We start from the raw sequence: 16,676 nt of genomic DNA on the forward strand, positions 1-16,676 counted from the left end.
AAACCACTTTTCACCAGGGTTTTGGCCTTACAGACGCTGAAATAACGCTTAGCGGGAAGAGTCGGGCGCCTTTGGTGAAGGCGCCACCGTCATGAAGATTAATGCATCAGGGCAAACAAACGGCTGCGGAAACGACGCACCAGGGGATCCGCACTCCCCTGCTGTTCAAAGAACTTCAACATCAGGGTACGGGCGCCGTCTTCGCGGAATTCCCGGTCATGACGAATAATGAACAGCAGGTTTTCCAACGCCAGTTCCGCTTCATCGGCCAACAACTGATGAATCGCCAGCTGATAACGGGCTTCATGGTCTTTTTCATTGGCCGCAATCTGAGCGTCCACCGAAGCGCGATCCGCAATATCCCCGGCCAGCCCCAGCAGAGCAAGGCGTGCTTTAGGTTGCGCAATGCCCGGCGCATCATCAGGCAGTGCATCCAGGAGCTGTGAAGCATCAGCCACACGCCCGAGCTGCAGCAACAGGTTGGCCTGCAACACCTGCAAACCCATATTTTCCGGTTCTTCCTGCAGCAATTGCTGCAATAACTGCAACGCCTGCTCAGGCTGCCCATCCGCAACCAGCGCTTCAACCTGCGCCTGTACCCGTTCCGCCGGACTCATGGTCAACTGATCAAGAATGGCGCGCAAGTCGCCTTCCTGCTGCATACCGGTTAGTACCTGGACAGGCTTTCCTTCATGCAAAAAAATCAGTGCGGGAATACTGCGAACGCCTAACTGCATCATCAGGCTCTGGGCAATCTGCTGCACCTGCGGATCAGGATCCTCAGCATTCAGCTTGGCCAGGACAAACTTCCCCTGATACGACTCAACCAGTTTCATCAGGACAGGCATCAGCATTTTGCAGGGCTGGCACCAGTCTGCCCAGATATCCAGCAACACCGGAACCGATTTGGAGCGTTCCAGTACTTCACTGTGTAAGTTGTCAGCAGTGACCTCGATGACATTGGCTGTTGGATTCATGACAGACCCGTGTGATTGTGATTTAGCGATACTCACACAATGGCGTCACGTGAGGGTGAATTCAAGGGTCAACATGCACGCAAATTGCGTGGATCAGCAGACCATCGAAGCACCATGACAACCCTAAAAAAATTCACCCGAAAATGCCCCGAATGTGTGCATCCAGGTTACCCACATTTTCTGTGGATATCTTTGTGGATGAGCTGGAGAAAAGCGCCGAAATCCCCCATTGAACCTTACGAACCGTTAAATTGATCATTTTTTGATCAATTATTTTTTCTTTATTTTTCAATAGGTTATGATTTGTTTTACGGAAAATCAAAGACTTAGCGCCAAATCATTGACCTTTGCAAACGGCGATCAAAATTTGTGCATAATTATTGACAAGAGAGAAAGCCCGTCCGAGACCTCGACTCAGAGGCGCTTTAGAAAATGCAAGCAAAAATTTGAGAAAATTGATGAAAAAATGAAGCCATTGAGCTGCCACAAAAGCAGCTCAATGAGAAGATCTTAATCGAAGGTTATTCCGAGACGGTGGCCGACTTCTTCATAAGCTTCAACCACGCCGCCCAGTCCCTGACGGAAACGATCCTTATCCAGCTTATTGCGGGTTTCCTTATCCCAGATACGGCAGCCATCCGGACTGAATTCATCTCCCAGCACCACCTGGCCATCAAACAGGCCAAACTCCAGCTTGTAGTCAACCAGCAGCATACCCGCATCCAGGAACAGCTGCTTCAGGATATCATTAACCTTGAATGTCAGCTCCTTCATGGTTTCCACATGCTGCGGTTCCGCCCAGCCGAAAGAACGGATATGGAACTCATTGACCATGGGGTCATGCAGTGCATCGTTTTTCAGGAAGAACTCAAAGGTCGGGGGATTCAGGTCAATACCTTCTTCCACACCCAGGCGCCTGCAGATACTGCCCGCGGCAATGTTACGCACGACACACTCAACCGGAATCATCTCCAGGCGCTTGACCAGTGATTCCTGAGAAGACAACACCTTCTCAAAATGGGTGGCTATACCGGCATCTTCCAGCTTCTGCATAATGAATGCATTAAAGAGGTTGTTGACCATACCCTTGCGTTCCAGCTGCTCGACCTTGACGCCGTCAAACGCAGACGTGTCATTTCTGAACAGCAGCACCATCCGATTGGGATCATCTGTCGTGTAAACAGACTTGGCCTTGCCGGAGTAAAGCTCCTCACGCTTTTCCATCATAATCTCCACACAGGTGAATAAAATCAGCAGATTCAGGGAACAAGGAGACAATGAACCGGTTCATCAAACAGACTGAACCGGTAATATAAGCACAACCATTAACGCTGACAGCGTGTCGAACCCACGATTAACTCAGATGCGACTTGATGGACTGCAGCACTTTCTCAGAAACATCGGCAGGTGGCAGGGTGTTGATATCTTTCTCCAGGGTGACCTGGACTTCTTCCCCGAGCGGAGAAACCCTGACGCGATAAGCGGTTTTGGGCGCTTGTTCACGGTCATCAGCACTGCTGCCAAAGAGGCCGCTAAAGAAGCCTTTCTCGTCGTCCTTATCCGTTTTCTCATCGCCCAGCTCAATATAGAAAACGCCGGCAGAGCGGTTCTGGTCAACCACCTGAATTTTCGCTTCACTCAACGCAACAGAAACCGCCTGCCAACTACGGGCAAATGGCTGACTGATTTTCAGCACAGGATTTCCGTTACCGTCATAGATCAACGCACTCTGGTCACCAATACTGAGCGTCTGCGCCACCAGTGAAACGGATTGGTCATCGGCATTTTGCACCAGGAAGACCAGCATTTCATTCAGCAGGCCCGCCTCAAGACTGGTGCTCGTGCCGGATTCTCCGTCTCGCCAAACAGCTTTTTCTTCACTATCCAGTGCACGGCTGGCATGCTCCAGTTTTATCTCGCTGGTACCCGCACGCACGCCCTGCTGAACCGTCAAACGGAAACGGTCTTCCCGGGGTTCGGTGCTGTCCATGCCGACGACACGTCCGAACAGGCGACGAACCAGGTCCTTGCTGGTTTCATCACGCATCACAACCCACTGGGTTTCCATAACGCCCTGTTTTGCATCAGACGCGGAAAGCGGAATATTACTCACACTCCAGAAACGTAACAGTTGCGGCCAGATTTTTTCAGGACTCTTCTCAGCCAGCAGCCAGCGTTGATCACCACTGCGCTGCACAGAATACCCTTCATCCGCAGTCCGCATAATGCGCTGGTCGGGACGCGGAACCTCACCCCCGATTTCTCCTGATGTCTCAGCCTGCTCGGGCACGCGCAGATATTCCGGCATATCACGGGGATTCAAACCTTCCGGAAGCGTCAGGCGGCCATAGGTTTGCTCAGCCGCGTAATCTTCGGATTTATCACGGAAATAGCCATCCTTACCGGTCAGGTAGCTGCAGCCACCCAACACGAGAGAGACTGCTGCCACCATAGGCAACATCCTTACACTGTGCATGCACTCTCCTTGGATACAACATTAACACCCGCTGCCTGCATGGCCCGGACAACGGCTTCATGGTGCTGTTCTGATAATGGCGTTAGCGGCAGGCGGATGCCTCCCTCCATTAGCCCCATTGCCTGCAATGCCCATTTGACCGGAATCGGGTTTGACTCCAGAAACAGTGCCTTGTGCAGCGGTAACAGACGCTGGTGAATAGCGCGTGCTTCATCGGCTTTACCGGCAATGGCCAGGGCACACAATTCATGCATGTCTGCCGGTACGACATTCGCTGTAACAGAAATATTGCCCTTGCCGCCCAGCAGCATGAGCTCCACGGCGGTGCCATCATCCCCGGAGTAGACCGCGATACGATCACCGCAACGGGTAATCACTTCACGCGCCCGCTCCAGGTCACCGGTGGCTTCCTTGATGGCAACAATACTGGTTAGATCAGACAGACGTTCAACGGTATCAGGCAGCATATCCACAGCGGTACGGCCTGGTACGTTATAGAGAATCTGGGGAATCGCAACCGACTCCGCCACGGTACGGAAATGTCGGTAGAGGCCTTCCTGGGTGGGCTTGTTGTAGTAAGGCGTCACCAGCAGGCAGGCATCGGCGCCCAGCGCCTTGGCTTCCGCGGTCAGGTGTACCGCTTCCTGGGTTGAGTTCGCGCCGGTACCGGCAATCACGGGAATACGTCCCTTTACCTGCGCAACAACATCACGAATGACCTGACAGTGCTCTTCCACCGTCAGCGTCGCCGACTCGCCAGTGGTGCCTACGGCCACAATGGCATCGGTGCCATTTTCCAGATGGAAGTCGACCAGATCGTGCAGGCGCTGCCAGTCCACTTCCCCACCGGACAACATGGGGGTGACCAGCGCAACAAGACTGCCGGTTATCATCGATACACTCCAGTAGCCATAAAAAATAAGCGCAAATGTTACCGGCCATGCCGGTATATCACAAGCTGCGTAACCACTCTTACAGACAGAAATCCGCAACGATATTCACTGCTGCGCGCCCCTGCCGATAAAAAGCATAGATCAGGACACGGACATCAGGCCAAAACCGGGAGGCCAACCCTGAAACCGTGGTCCATACTTCTGGCCCCATAAACCAGAATCAGATTAACGCAGGTAAGGACATAGCATGAAGGCGAACATCGGCAAACCCACTCCCGATTTCACCGCCCAGGCCACCAGTGGCATCCAGGTCGATCTTTCCGCACTCAAGGGCCAGAACATCGTTCTCTATTTTTACCCCAAAGATAACACTCCGGGCTGCACCAGCGAAGGCCAATCTTTCAAGGCGCTCCACGCCCAGTTTGAGGCAGCGAATACACAGGTGTTTGGGATTTCCAGGGACAGCCTCGAATCCCACGAACTCTTTAAAAACCAGTATCAGCTGCCGTTCGACCTTATTGCCGATACCGAAGGCCAGCTATGCGAATTGTTCGACGTGCTACGTGCACGCAGAGCGGAACAGGAGAAACCTCTGATTGAACGCAGCACTTTTTTGATCGATCGGGAAGGCATCCTTCAGCACGAATGGCGTCGCGTACATATCAAGCAACATGTTGAAGACGTACTGCAGGCCGCACAGGCATTGTCCGATATGATTCAACCTGTCGTCAGACCGGACACTAAAGAGGAATAAACAAAAGTCCTACCGAATTCCGGGAAGCAAGATCACCTCGCTTCCCGGTGCTCTCAAACATCCACAGCGGCTGTCTCTTCCCCCCCCGGCCAGGCATTGATCACCGCCTTGACCAAGGTTGCCAGCGGAATCGCAAAGAACACTCCCCAGAAACCCCAGAGCCCGCCAAATAATAACACCGCCACAATAATCGCAATGGGATGCAGATTGACTGCCTCACTGAACAACAAAGGCACCAGCACATTCCCATCCAGCGCCTGAATCACACCATAGACGACCATCAGGATAATAAAATCATGCCCCATACCCCACTGGAAAAGCCCAACAGCAGCGACAGGTATAGTGACAATCGCTGCACCTATGTAAGGAATAAGTACGGAGAGCCCCACCAGCAACCCCAGCAAAGCCGCATAGTTAAGACCAAGGAAAATAAACGAGACAAAGGTCACCAGGCCAACAATGACGATTTCAATTACCTTGCCCCGGATATAATTGGCAATCTGCTGACTCATCTCCTCTGACACCTGCTTGAGCATCCTGCGCTCTTTCGGCAGCATGGATGAGCACCACGCCAGCAGCTCTTTGCGATCCTTAAGGAAGAAAAAGACCAGGATCGGCACCAGCACCAGGTAAATCAACAGACCCACTACCCCGGATATCCGTGACAGGGAAAACGAAACAATCCACTGCCCCAGGTTGGCCACCTGACTGCTGGCCGTTTCCATCCAGGCATTGACCTGGGCCTCCGAGATAAAGCCCGGGAATTGTTCCGGCAACTCACTCAACAACAAATGCCCCCGCGTCACCATGCGCGGCAATTCATTGAGTAGATTGGCCCCCTGATCCCAGACCAGTGGCAACATCAGCAACAGCACAACCATCAGCATGGCCACAAACAGGGCAAACACCAGCGACACCGACACCATATGAGGCACGCTACGCCGCTCCAGCCAGGCGACCATACCCTGCAACACAAACGCCAGCACCATACCGGCAAACACGGGAGCCAGCATACTGCCGAAGGCCATGATAATGCCCATGGCCAAGAGCAGCAGCACAAACAGCATCACTGCTTCATCATCGGAAAAATAACGCTGCATCCAGCCGCGAAAAAGTCTGAACATTGCCGTTTTATCCATGTTTTTTCAGTGTGTGGACAAACACACCCTCACACTCATCGCTCGCAAGAAGGCTATGCCCTGCCAGTTCAGCATAACTGCGAAAATCCCTGACTGAACCCGGGTCTGTTGCCAACACCCTGAGCACCTGACCTGAGGCCATCCGGTTCAATGCCTGCTTGGCTTTTAGCAACGGCATCGGACAGGCCATCCCCCTGACATCCAATTCAACATCTATGTCTGACATACCACCCGCACAACCCTGAAAACAACGGCAAACTCCATGCCCGAACATCACCGGTTACTGATACATTTCGGCAAACCCGCCATGAACGGTAAAAATCACGGAATTATTAATGAAAGACCCAATTCATCATAGTATCTTATGGGCAAAGAAAATGCCCTCGCCATTCACCACAAACCAATAAGCTGTTTGCTAATGCGAAAAATCGCCCATTTTCTCTCCACCATCAGCCTGCTGATGATGCTGACTCAAACCGCACAGGGCGCTTCAGAATTGCCAACCCTGGGAGATGCGACTTCCGGCGTTGTCTCAACCCAGCAAGAGCATGAGTTGGGCCAGGTTTTCCTGAAGATGATCAACAGCCAGGTCAAGACCCTGAATGATCCGGAGCTCACCAGCTATACCGAAGCACTGATCTATCGCCTGGCGGAAACCAGCGAACTGCAGGACCGGCGTATCTCGCTGGTCATCATAGACAGCCCACAGCTAAACGCATTCGCCGCACCGGGCGGCATTATCGGCATTAATGCCGGCCTGTTCCTGTATGCAGAAACTGAACAGGAATTTGCCTCGGTTGTCGCACACGAACTTGCCCACTTGAGCCAGCGGCACTACGCCCGCCAGGTCGAAGCGGCACAACGCCAGCGCATACCTTCCATGGCTGCCCTGCTGGGCAGCATTATTCTGGCCGCTGCCGGTGGCGGCGACCTTGGCGCCGCGGCATTGAGTTCGACCATCGCCGGCATGCAAAGCGAACAACTGCGATTCAGCCGATACAATGAACAGGAAGCTGACCGGGTCGGTATCCGCAACATGGCCCGCGCCGGTTTCGATCCCCGCGCCATGCCCAGGCTGTTTGAACGGATGAGCCGCATGGAAGGCAGCGGCCCACAGATGGAATTCCTGCGTACCCACCCGGTCTCCAGAAATCGTGTCGCCGACTCCCTTGGTCGCGCAGAGCAATACCCGGTTCGCAATTACCAGGACAACCCGTCTTACCACCTGATGCGTATGCGCGTGATTGTCGAATCATCCAGTTCGCCGGAAAACACAGCGCGACGCCTTGCCACCGATCTTGAAACAGGCCATACCAGCTATCCCTTCGCAACGCGCTACGGGTTAGCACTGGCACAACTGGAAAGTGGCGACACATCAAAAGCCGCCAACACGCTCAAACCGCTGTTAACCAGCACACCAGACAACGTCTATTACCGCATCCTGAACAACCGCATTCGCTTTGCCCAAGGCCAGCAAAAGGAAGCCCTTGCCAACATTAAGGATATGCTGAGCTTCACACCCGACAATCTGCCACTCACCATGACCTATGCGGACATGCTGTTTCAGGATGAACAGTACACAGCAGCCACGCGGGTTCTTAAAACGTTTTCCCGCACACGTCCAGATGATCCGGAAGTCTGGTATCAGCTTGCTGAAGCTGCGGGTAAAGCCGGCGATATTGAGGAAGTTCACAAGGCAAGGGCTGAGTTCTTTTTCCTGACAGGCAACTTTGATGATGCCATCAAACACCTGGAATATGCCGCAGAACTACCCGGCACACCATTCAGTACCAAAACTGCCCTGAAAGAGCGCGTCACAGAAATTCAGGAATACAAAAAGCGGATGAAACTCTAGACAGGGAATAACAGAACATTAAAAAAACCGGCAATGCTTGCCGGTTTTTTTGTTCAATAGGATAAAGCCATCACGATGTTGTAAAGGCCAACATTCGATCAAGAGGCAGCAACGCTTTTTCCCTGATAAGCGGATCAACATGGATCTCACTGCCGCCATGCTCCAGTGCATCCGCAATCAGCTCAAGACTGTTCATCGCCATCCACGGACAGTGCGCGCAACTGCGACAGGTAGCCCCATTACCCGCAGTGGGCGCCTCTATAAATTCTTTCCCTTCACCGGCCAACTGCTTCATTTTGTAGAAAATGCCGCGATCAGTCGCCACGATGAAAACCGGGTTATTCATGGCTTGCGCCGCCTTGATCAATTGCGTGGTCGAACCCACAGCATCAGCCAACTCAACGACCGATTCAGGCGATTCCGGATGCACCAACACCGCGGCATCGGGGTAGACCTGCTTGAGATCAAGAATCCCCTTCGCCTTGAACTCCTCGTGTACAATGCAGGCACCATCCCACAGCAACATATCCGCACCTGTTGCCTTTTCGACATAACGACCAAGATAACGATCAGGCGCCCAGATCAGCTTCTCACCCTCACCAGCAAGATGTTCAACAATATCAATGGCACAGCTCGAAGTGACCACCCAATCAGCACGGGCCTTTACCGCCGCTGAAGTATTAGCGTAAACCACAACCTTTCGGTCAGGGTGCTGATCACAAAAACGGGTAAATTCATCCGCCGGACACCCCAGATCGAGTGAACACGTCGCTTCCAACGTCGGCATCAGTACCCGTTTCTCAGGATTCAGAATTTTTGCGGTTTCCCCCATGAAGCGAACACCGGCAACCACCAGCGTCGATGCCGAATGCCGGGTGCCAAAGCGGGCCATTTCCAGGGAATCCGCGATGCAGCCACCGGTTTCTTCCGCCAGCTCCTGCACAAGGTCATCAGTGTAATAGTGCGCAACCAGAACAGCGTCTTTCTGCTTCAGTAAGGCCTTGATTCGCGCTTTCAACGCTCCCCCATCAACCGCACCCTGACCCGAAGCAGGCGCTTCTGACAGGTACTGGCTCACAAATAGTCTGTCTCTTGTTTGTGTCATCCGCTTATATGGCCTGTGGCACTTTCATATCTGTCATCGCTGACCCGACAAACGATCCTATTCCTGCATACTGTCAGGGATACGAACGCCGAAAAACAGGCAGCATTGGGGAACGCATGTTAGCACAGAGAGAGCGGAAATTTCATGCTGACAGAACTGTCATGAGAGGGATATGGTGGGTCGTGTAGGATTCGAACCTACGACCAATTGGTTAAAAGCCAACTGCTCTACCGACTGAGCTAACGACCCAACAGGGAGGCGAGTAATAAACATTACCCTGATAAGAAAATGGTGGGTCGTGTAGGATTCGAACCTACGACCAATTGGTTAAAAGCCAACTGCTCTACCAACTGAGCTAACGACCCGGAACAGGACGCAATCTTACGGATTACATCGACGACTACAAGTGTTAATTTCCACCATATGCCGTTTTTTTGGATAAAAACGCATCAGCATAGATGCATGATGCGTTTTTACTGACTCACATCGGCCTGCTTTGCAGACTACGCAGATACACATCTGCCAGCTTGGCTGCCGAACTCTGTGAATACTGACTGATCACAGACTTAAGGTACTTCTCGGACTGCGCCTTGTCACCCAACTGGTCAAATACACGACCCAGTTTGTACATGGCATCCGGCGACTTGCCGCTTTTGGGGTAATCCTTCAGCACCGTTTCAAACGCACCTTTGGACTGCTCCAACTTACCTTGCGCCAGGTACACCTCACCGAGCCAGTACTGGGCATTATCCGCGTAGGTTCCCGTAGGGAATCGCCGAATATAATCATTCAATGCAACGATCGCTTCATCGAATTTGCGTGTACGGATCAGCTGAAAGGCGTCCTGATAAACAGCCTGTTCTGACACGGATTCCGTCACACCACCACCCGTACTGACAGCACCGGAGGTGTTGCCTGTATCCGACGTGCGTGAGGCAACTGGCGCTTCAGCGGCTGAGCCGGATTTCGACAGCATCCCAATACGGCGATCCAGATCCAGGTAACGATCCCGATTTTCCTGACTGAGACGCTGAAGCGCATTCGCCTGCTCTTCAACCAGACCGCGCAGCTGCAGCACTTCCTGCTGAAGCGAACTGATCTGCTCGAGCAACGCACCGGCCTGCCCCACAGGGGCACTGGCCCCGAGCATATTGCTTTGCGCATTCGCCGCAGGCAGCGTCAACGATGAAGGATTCGATTCAACAACCGGTACGGGTGCAGCCAGCACGGGCAAGCTGCACAGACCGGTCATGATCACTGCAAGACGCAATTTGACCAATGACATGGCAACTATCAGAGTGTGCCGTTGGCTGAATCGATTTCAGCACGACGATTCTTGGACCAGGCTGTATCAGTGTGCGCAGGATCCAGCGGCTTTTCGAAACCGTAGCTGATCACTTCAATACGGTCAGAGGTGATACCCTTCAGCATCAGGTAGTTCTTGACCGCATTGGCACGACGCTCACCCAGCGCCAGGTTGTAAGTGCGAGTGCCACGCTCATCGGTATGGCCACGGATGATCAGGTTAACGTTCTTGCCTGCTTCGGAAGTCAGGTAAGCCGCCTGCACGTCCAGCGCCAGGTAATCTTCCGGGCTCAGGCGATCGCTGTCAAAACCGAAATTGTACACGTCACGGCTGAGCATCTCGGTGATCTGCTCAGGGGTAGCCTGCACCTTGCCACTGTCGATAACAGCCTGAACAGCAGGATCAACGATAGGCGTGGTCACCACTTCAGTCACAGACTGATCGGTCTCACCCGCCATTTCCTGGCCGGAAGTACTGCCACCTGTAGAAGCACAGCCAACGAGGTAGGTTGCCATCAGAGCCGCAACAAGCCCTTTGCCGATTTTGGCTAATTCCATCCTGAACTCCTGATCGTATTTTCGATATGCAATGAATAAAAAAGTTGAACTAAGGTAACAGAGTTAGCCTGCACAGACCAGTCAGCGCAGCATTCCGTAAACCCGTATTGCTACGTAACTTCAGGCCAGAGCACGAAACCTTTTCAAACCACTGACGAACACTTCACTCACAGCGCCCGAAACGGGTATCACACTAGCGCATGTAGGGAGACCAGGCCGGCTCCCTGACATCCCCTTCTTTGGATGGAAGTCGGTAGCTTACCTGCCCATCCGCAGAAATAATGCCCAACACACCCTGCTGCCCGTCCTGTGCTGAATAAATCAGCATCTTGCCATTCGGTGCAACAGCAGGCGAATCCTCAAACGGCATGGAGGTCAGCGTACGCGTTCTGCCGGTTTCCAGATCAAGCACCGCGATGTTGTAATCCGACTGTCCTTTGCCTTTATGCACCATCGCGATGGACTGACCATCCGGGAACACCTTGGCCCGGGCATTGAAACGCCCCTCAAATGTCAGCCTGCGCGCATCACCACCAGTTGCAGGGATCTGGTAAATCTGGGCGGAACCACCGCGATTCGAGGTGAATACCAGACTTTTACCATCCGGCATCCAGGCAGGCTCGTTGTCTATGGCAAAGTGACGAGTTACCTGGACCAGCTTTTTCGTTGCCACATCCAGCGTGTAGATATCCGGATTGCCTGAGCGGGACAACACCAACGCCAACTTCGTGCCATCCGGCGACCAGACCGGTGCACTGTTCAGGCCTTTGAAGCTGGTCATCTTCTTCCGCTCACCGGTAGCAAGTTCCTGGATATAAATCGCCGGACGTCCGGTTTCAAAGGAAACATAGGCAATTTTTTTGCCATCCGGCGACCAGCTGGGCGCCAGGATCGGCTCACCGGAACGCAACACCGTCACCGCACGGCGACCATCCATATCGGCATAGACCAGCTGATAATCGGTACGTTCAGTCGAAAAACGGTTGGCGATCACATAAAGGATCTTGGTAGAGAACACCCCGGGAATACCGGCGATCTTTTCATACACCGCATCGCTGATATTGTGCGCTACCGAACGCAGCTGTGTTTTCGAACCTTCAACCTCACCCTTCAATACCGGCATCTGGCGCACGATATCAAAAAGCTGGTAATTCACCCGGTAGCGGTCAGCCGGAAGCTCCGACACCCGCCCGATCACCAGGTAGGTTACCCCGAGCATATTCCAGTCGCGGAAATAGACTTCGTCTGCCGTGGCGGGAAAACTCAGGAAATTATTGCGATCCACCGGCATGAACTGGCCGCTGAGCTTGAGGTCATTCGTGATAATGCCGGAAATATCTTCCGGCAATATGCCCTTGCCGTTCCAGGCAAAAGGGACGACCGCAACCGGCACCGCCTGATCATTCCCACGGGTAATCTCAATGGTGAGATCCGCCTGCGCCTGCTGCAGGCACAAGACCAGCAACAGCACCACCTGAATCACACCCGAACGCAACCTGTCCATCACAACTTGAGCCATTTTCATTCCAGCAAATCCTGCGGATCGAAATAGAAATTAAATTCCCGGAAGTGACTCTCAAACAGCCGGCTTTCCAGCTGACCCAGCTCCCGGAACGGCGCCGCCTTCTGGACAGCCCGAATGGCTGAATCATCGAAAGCCGCGTTGCCGCTACCCTTTAATGTCTCAATACTGACAATTTCTCCGGTCGGTGTCAGCCTGACCCGGAGTTTGGTCGTCATCCCTTTGCGCGCGCTGGGGGGACGACTCCAGTTCTGACGCACCAGCTGTTCAATCAGCACCACATAACCATTAACAACATTGGCATCAGTTTTCAGCTGTTCGGCAATCCGCTGCTGCTCTGCCTGGTCCCGCTCCAGTGCCGCCAGCATCTCCTGCTCCTGCAGGCGCCGAACCGCTTCCGCCCTTCGGTCCGCCTCAGCCTTGCGTTGCTGCTCCACCTCGCGCTCACGCCGCTGCTGTTCCGCCAGCGCTCTTTGACGTTCAGCCTCCGTCTTGACCGGCTTCACCGGCACTTTCTTCTCTGGCACTTTCACCGGCTTTTTCTTTCCCGGCTTTTTAACGGGCTTTTGCTTGGGTTTTGTGGCAGGTTTCTTCGCTGGTTTAGGCTTCGGGGCGACTGGCTCTGGCGTTGGCACATATACCTTCGCCATGATATGCGCCGGTACCGGCCTTGCCCGCTCATCCGTCTTGCCCGGCCAGACGACCACCATCGCTATAACCGCCAATCCATGAAGCACCAGCGATGTCAGAACCGGGATTGTATAACCATCACTGGCGCCACGACTACGAAGTCTTGATAAAACATTCACGGCGTCACTTCAGCTCCCGGGGATCGGTCATCAATCCCACATCACTGACACCGGCGTCCTGAAGACTGGCCATGGCCGCCACCACCTTGCCGTAACTTACCCGCTCATCACCTTCAATCAGCACCAGCGTATCAGGGCGAGCCCGCTTGATCTTGGCGACCCGTTCACTGATCACCTTAAGCGATAAGGCTTTTTTGCCGGTAGACTCCAGATTCAGGTAATAACTGCCATCCGCCTTAACCGAAACAATCAGAGGTTCCTTGTCCTTGGGGACTTCCATTGGCGCGCTGTCTGTCTTTGGCAATTGCACCTTGATGCCCTGCGACATCATGGGCGCAGCCACCATAAAAGCCACCAGCATCACCATCATGATATCGATAAACGGCACCATATTGATCTCGGACATCGGCTTGCGCCGGGCACGGATCCTCATGATGCAGCATCCTGCTGATGCGCATGCACTTTACGGTGCAGAATGCTGGAAAACTCGTCAGCAAAGGTTTCATACCCAGCCAACAGATGATCAACTTTGGCCGAGAAACGGTTATAAGCCACTACAGCTGGAATAGCAGCCACCAGACCAACCGCCGTAGTTACCAAGGCTTCCGCAATGCCAGGCGCTACTGCCGCTAATGTAGTCTGATGCACATTCGCCAGACCACGGAACGAATTCATAACACCGACAACCGTACCAAACAAACCTACGTAAGGGCCGGTTGAACCCACTGTGGCCAGAAACGGCAAATTCGTCTCAAGGCGTTCCTGCTCTTTCGACAGCGCCACCCGCATGGCGCGCTGCACACCTTCCATCACCGCATCCGGATCACTGGTCTGCCCACGCAGGCGGGTGAATTCGCGGAAACCACTGCGAAAGATGCGCTCTGCTCCATTATCCGGATCCGGATTATCATGCACTTCCCGGTACAGCTGGCTCAGATCCATGCCAGACCAGAAGCGGTCCTCGAACTGGCGTACGGCCTGGCGGGTATTACGCAGTAAGATGGCACGCTGGATAATAAACACCCAGCTTAAAATAGAAGCCCCAATCAGGATCACCATCACCAACTGTACAACCCAGCTGGCATTCCATATCAGGGACCACATCGAAATACTTTCTGTCACAATCAATCCTCAGGGACAACACGGCCATCCAGATACTGCCTGCAGGTATCCGGCAGTGCCATTGGCTTCATACTTGCGGAATCAACACAGGCGATGGTAAAACGCCCCGAACACAACTCGACACCCTCCAGCCGCACCGACTGCTGGAACACCAGGCTGGCTCGCCCCGCCTTGATGACATTAGCCGTCACCTCAACAAGATCATCCAGTCTTGCAGAGCGCCGGTAATTGACCTGGGCATCCCGCACAACAAACATGAACCCCTGCTCCAGCAGCGCCCGTTGACCAAAACCCAGGCTTCGAAGCCGCTCCGTGCGGGCCCGCTCCATAAACTTCAGGTAATTGACATAATAAACAATGCCACCGGCATCCGTATCTTCATAAAAGATACGAACAGGTAGGGAAAATTCGGATTCATTACCGGACATCGCGCTTACCAAAACAACCTGTCTGCAAGCGATGTTTATATCACGACATCATGATCCCTGCTATCACGCTACGACAAGCGGTACAGTGATCAAACACAAAAAAAAGAAAACGACTCCAGTGAGTCGTTTTCTTTTTTAACGTTACACGTTATTGATACTGGCTAGTATCTTTCACTACACGAGTGGTGCTTCCCTGGCCATAAATGGTGACCTTGTCACCTACCCGGAACACCATGGCAGGATCAACTTGCTGAACCACAGCGACGTAGTTGCCATTTGCTAACCGGATAGTCAGATTCACACCCGCTGCCTTGGTCAGCTCATCTTCAGCCTTTCCGCCCAGGTAACCACCAAGCAGAGCACCTCCAATACTGGCTATCGCACTACCCTTGCCACCACCGATATCAGACGCAGCGATACCACCCACGGCACCACCGGCAATGGCACCAATTCCGGTATCAGTCCCTTCAAGCTTCACATTCTCAATACCGACGATCGTACCAAACTGAACCGTCTGCATCTGCCGGGCTTCACCACGGGAATACGTGGTAGAGGTCAAGTCGCTGGCACAACCGACGAGCAACAGCGCCATGATTCCAGCCATAACCAACTTAACTTTGTCGCACATTTGCACCACCTGTAACCTTAACCAGCTTCCTGCATTCAAAGTATCAGCTATTGTGCCGCCTCAAACCTGAACAGGAACTTAACCACTATTATTCCGACGGATTGACGGAAAGACCAAAATGTTCATACGCCCGACGGGTCAGCACACGCCCCCGCGGCGTTCGCATGATATAGCCCTGCTGGATCAGGTAGGGCTCCAGTACATCTTCAATGGTGTCCCGCTCTTCACTGATCGCCGCCGCCAGACTATCAACACCTACCGGCCCACCATCAAACTTTTCAACCATGGCCTGGAGAAGACGGCGATCCATATGATCAAAGCCAGCGCCATCCACATCCAACATGACCAGGGCAGCATCTGCCACTGCCTGATCTACGTGTCCGCTGCCACGTACTTCGGCATAATCCCTTACCCGTCGCAATAGACGGTTGGCAATCCGAGGCGTCCCACGTGAGCGCGCCGCCACTTCACGTGCACCGTCCTCATCCATAGTCATACCAAGAATGGCGGCAGAGCGACTCACAATTTTGGTCAGGTCTTCAACACTATAGAACTCAAGACGCTGGACAATTCCAAAGCGATCACGCAACGGCGATGTCAGCAAGCCTGCACGTGTCGTGGCACCCACGAGAGTAAATGGCGGCAGATCCAGCTTGATGGAGCGCGCGGCCGGCCCTTCACCAATCATAATATCCAGCTGGTAATCTTCCATGGCCGGATAAAGCACCTCTTCCACCACCGGACTCAGGCGATGAATCTCATCGACAAAGAGGATGTCGTTAGGCTCGAGATTGGTCAGCATGGCAGCCAGGTCTCCGGCCTTTTCCAGAACCGGACCTGAAGTCGTACGAAGCTGAACACCCATTTCATTGGCCAAAATATTAGCCAGCGTCGTTTTCCCCAACCCTGGCGGACCAAAAATCAACGTGTGATCCAGCGCCTCATTGCGCTGCCTTGCGGCGCGGATAAAGATCTCCATCTGCTCACGCACTGTTGGCTGCCCGGTATAATCTGTCAACCGGGTTGGCCGTATGGCACGATCCAGACGTTCTTCCTGGGGAGTTCCATGGCCCGATATCAATCGGTCACTTTCAATCATCCAGCA

General features: G+C 53.4%; 18 protein-coding genes and 2 tRNA genes. 2 read left to right on the plus strand and 18 right to left on the minus strand.

Going from position 1 to position 16,676, the window contains the following annotated elements:
• Positions 1 to 98 precede the first annotated feature (98 nt).
• The 4 genes from AC27K1_RS10510 to dapA all read right to left on the minus strand — a co-directional run bounded on the left by AC27K1_RS10510 (position 99) and on the right by dapA (position 4,346).
• Positions 99 to 977, minus strand: a complete 879-nt coding sequence (locus tag AC27K1_RS10510; protein ID WP_487150398.1) for a tetratricopeptide repeat protein — start codon at positions 975 to 977, stop codon at positions 99 to 101.
• Between the two features lie 510 nt (positions 978 to 1,487).
• Entirely contained in the window at positions 1,488 to 2,201 is a 714-nt protein-coding gene (purC, locus tag AC27K1_RS10515; protein WP_487150630.1) for a phosphoribosylaminoimidazolesuccinocarboxamide synthase, read from the minus strand.
• Between the two features lie 130 nt (positions 2,202 to 2,331).
• Positions 2,332 to 3,453: an NlpB/DapX family lipoprotein gene (gene bamC / locus AC27K1_RS10520; RefSeq protein WP_487150400.1), complete on the minus strand. Its 1,122-nt coding sequence runs from the start codon at positions 3,451 to 3,453 to the stop codon at positions 2,332 to 2,334.
• Positions 3,441 to 4,346: a 4-hydroxy-tetrahydrodipicolinate synthase gene (dapA, locus tag AC27K1_RS10525; RefSeq protein ID WP_487150402.1), complete on the minus strand. Its 906-nt coding sequence runs from the start codon at positions 4,344 to 4,346 to the stop codon at positions 3,441 to 3,443. Before dapA ends, bamC begins: the two co-directional genes overlap by 13 nt.
• 247 nt (positions 4,347 to 4,593) lie before the next feature.
• Here dapA and AC27K1_RS10530 point away from each other — a divergent pair, with 247 nt between their 5' ends.
• Positions 4,594 to 5,100 carry a peroxiredoxin gene (locus tag AC27K1_RS10530; protein WP_487150404.1) on the plus strand — a complete coding sequence of 169 codons (507 nt, stop codon included), beginning with the start codon at positions 4,594 to 4,596 and terminating at the stop codon, positions 5,098 to 5,100.
• Positions 5,101 to 5,153: 53 nt separating this feature from the next.
• Here the strand turns inward: AC27K1_RS10530 and AC27K1_RS10535 are convergent, their stop codons facing one another.
• Both AC27K1_RS10535 and AC27K1_RS10540 read right to left on the minus strand, forming a co-directional pair.
• The gene (locus AC27K1_RS10535; protein WP_487150406.1) at positions 5,154 to 6,224 is read right to left on the minus strand and encodes an AI-2E family transporter; all 1,071 of its coding nucleotides are present in this window, start codon (positions 6,222 to 6,224) and stop codon (positions 5,154 to 5,156) included.
• A gap of 7 nt (positions 6,225 to 6,231) precedes the next feature.
• A complete protein-coding gene (locus AC27K1_RS10540) occupies positions 6,232 to 6,465 on the minus strand; it encodes a sulfurtransferase TusA family protein (RefSeq protein WP_487150408.1) in 234 nt (77 codons plus the stop codon).
• Between the two features lie 192 nt (positions 6,466 to 6,657).
• Between AC27K1_RS10540 and AC27K1_RS10545 the strand changes: the two genes are divergently transcribed.
• Positions 6,658 to 8,094: a M48 family metalloprotease gene (locus AC27K1_RS10545; RefSeq protein ID WP_487150410.1), complete on the plus strand. Its 1,437-nt coding sequence runs from the start codon at positions 6,658 to 6,660 to the stop codon at positions 8,092 to 8,094.
• Between the two features lie 70 nt (positions 8,095 to 8,164).
• Here AC27K1_RS10545 and nadA read toward each other — a convergent pair whose 3' ends face one another.
• The 12 genes from nadA to ruvB all read right to left on the minus strand — a co-directional run bounded on the left by nadA (position 8,165) and on the right by ruvB (position 16,670).
• Complete coding sequence (gene nadA, locus AC27K1_RS10550; RefSeq protein WP_487150412.1) at positions 8,165 to 9,199, minus strand: quinolinate synthase NadA; 1,035 nt, start codon at positions 9,197 to 9,199, stop codon at positions 8,165 to 8,167.
• A gap of 173 nt (positions 9,200 to 9,372) precedes the next feature.
• Positions 9,373 to 9,448, minus strand: a tRNA-Lys gene (locus AC27K1_RS10555).
• Positions 9,449 to 9,488: 40 nt separating this feature from the next.
• Positions 9,489 to 9,564 (minus strand) — tRNA-Lys (locus AC27K1_RS10560).
• A gap of 116 nt (positions 9,565 to 9,680) precedes the next feature.
• Complete coding sequence (ybgF, locus tag AC27K1_RS10565; protein ID WP_487150414.1) at positions 9,681 to 10,484, minus strand: tol-pal system protein YbgF; 804 nt, start codon at positions 10,482 to 10,484, stop codon at positions 9,681 to 9,683.
• Positions 10,485 to 10,492: 8 nt separating this feature from the next.
• Complete coding sequence (locus tag AC27K1_RS10570; RefSeq protein WP_395182923.1) at positions 10,493 to 11,062, minus strand: OmpA family protein; 570 nt, start codon at positions 11,060 to 11,062, stop codon at positions 10,493 to 10,495.
• Between the two features lie 193 nt (positions 11,063 to 11,255).
• Positions 11,256 to 12,587: a Tol-Pal system beta propeller repeat protein TolB gene (gene tolB / locus AC27K1_RS10575; protein WP_487150416.1), complete on the minus strand. Its 1,332-nt coding sequence runs from the start codon at positions 12,585 to 12,587 to the stop codon at positions 11,256 to 11,258.
• The gene (gene tolA / locus AC27K1_RS10580) at positions 12,584 to 13,393 is read right to left on the minus strand and encodes a cell envelope integrity protein TolA (RefSeq protein WP_487150418.1); all 810 of its coding nucleotides are present in this window, start codon (positions 13,391 to 13,393) and stop codon (positions 12,584 to 12,586) included. The genes tolB and tolA overlap by 4 nt, the downstream gene beginning before the upstream one ends.
• Before the next feature lie 4 nt (positions 13,394 to 13,397).
• Positions 13,398 to 13,826, minus strand: a complete 429-nt coding sequence (tolR, locus tag AC27K1_RS10585) for a protein TolR (protein ID WP_487150420.1) — start codon at positions 13,824 to 13,826, stop codon at positions 13,398 to 13,400.
• A complete protein-coding gene (gene tolQ / locus AC27K1_RS10590; protein WP_487150422.1) occupies positions 13,823 to 14,515 on the minus strand; it encodes a protein TolQ in 693 nt (230 codons plus the stop codon). The genes tolR and tolQ overlap by 4 nt, the downstream gene beginning before the upstream one ends.
• Before the next feature lie 2 nt (positions 14,516 to 14,517).
• The gene (ybgC, locus tag AC27K1_RS10595; protein ID WP_487150424.1) at positions 14,518 to 14,943 is read right to left on the minus strand and encodes a tol-pal system-associated acyl-CoA thioesterase; all 426 of its coding nucleotides are present in this window, start codon (positions 14,941 to 14,943) and stop codon (positions 14,518 to 14,520) included.
• Between the two features lie 148 nt (positions 14,944 to 15,091).
• Complete coding sequence (locus tag AC27K1_RS10600; RefSeq protein ID WP_487150426.1) at positions 15,092 to 15,571, minus strand: outer membrane lipoprotein; 480 nt, start codon at positions 15,569 to 15,571, stop codon at positions 15,092 to 15,094.
• A gap of 88 nt (positions 15,572 to 15,659) precedes the next feature.
• Positions 15,660 to 16,670, minus strand: a complete 1,011-nt coding sequence (gene ruvB, locus AC27K1_RS10605) for a Holliday junction branch migration DNA helicase RuvB (RefSeq protein WP_487150428.1) — start codon at positions 16,668 to 16,670, stop codon at positions 15,660 to 15,662.
• Positions 16,671 to 16,676: the final 6 nt, after the last annotated feature.

It is taken from the genome of Kistimonas ophiarachnellae (genome assembly GCF_057552235.1).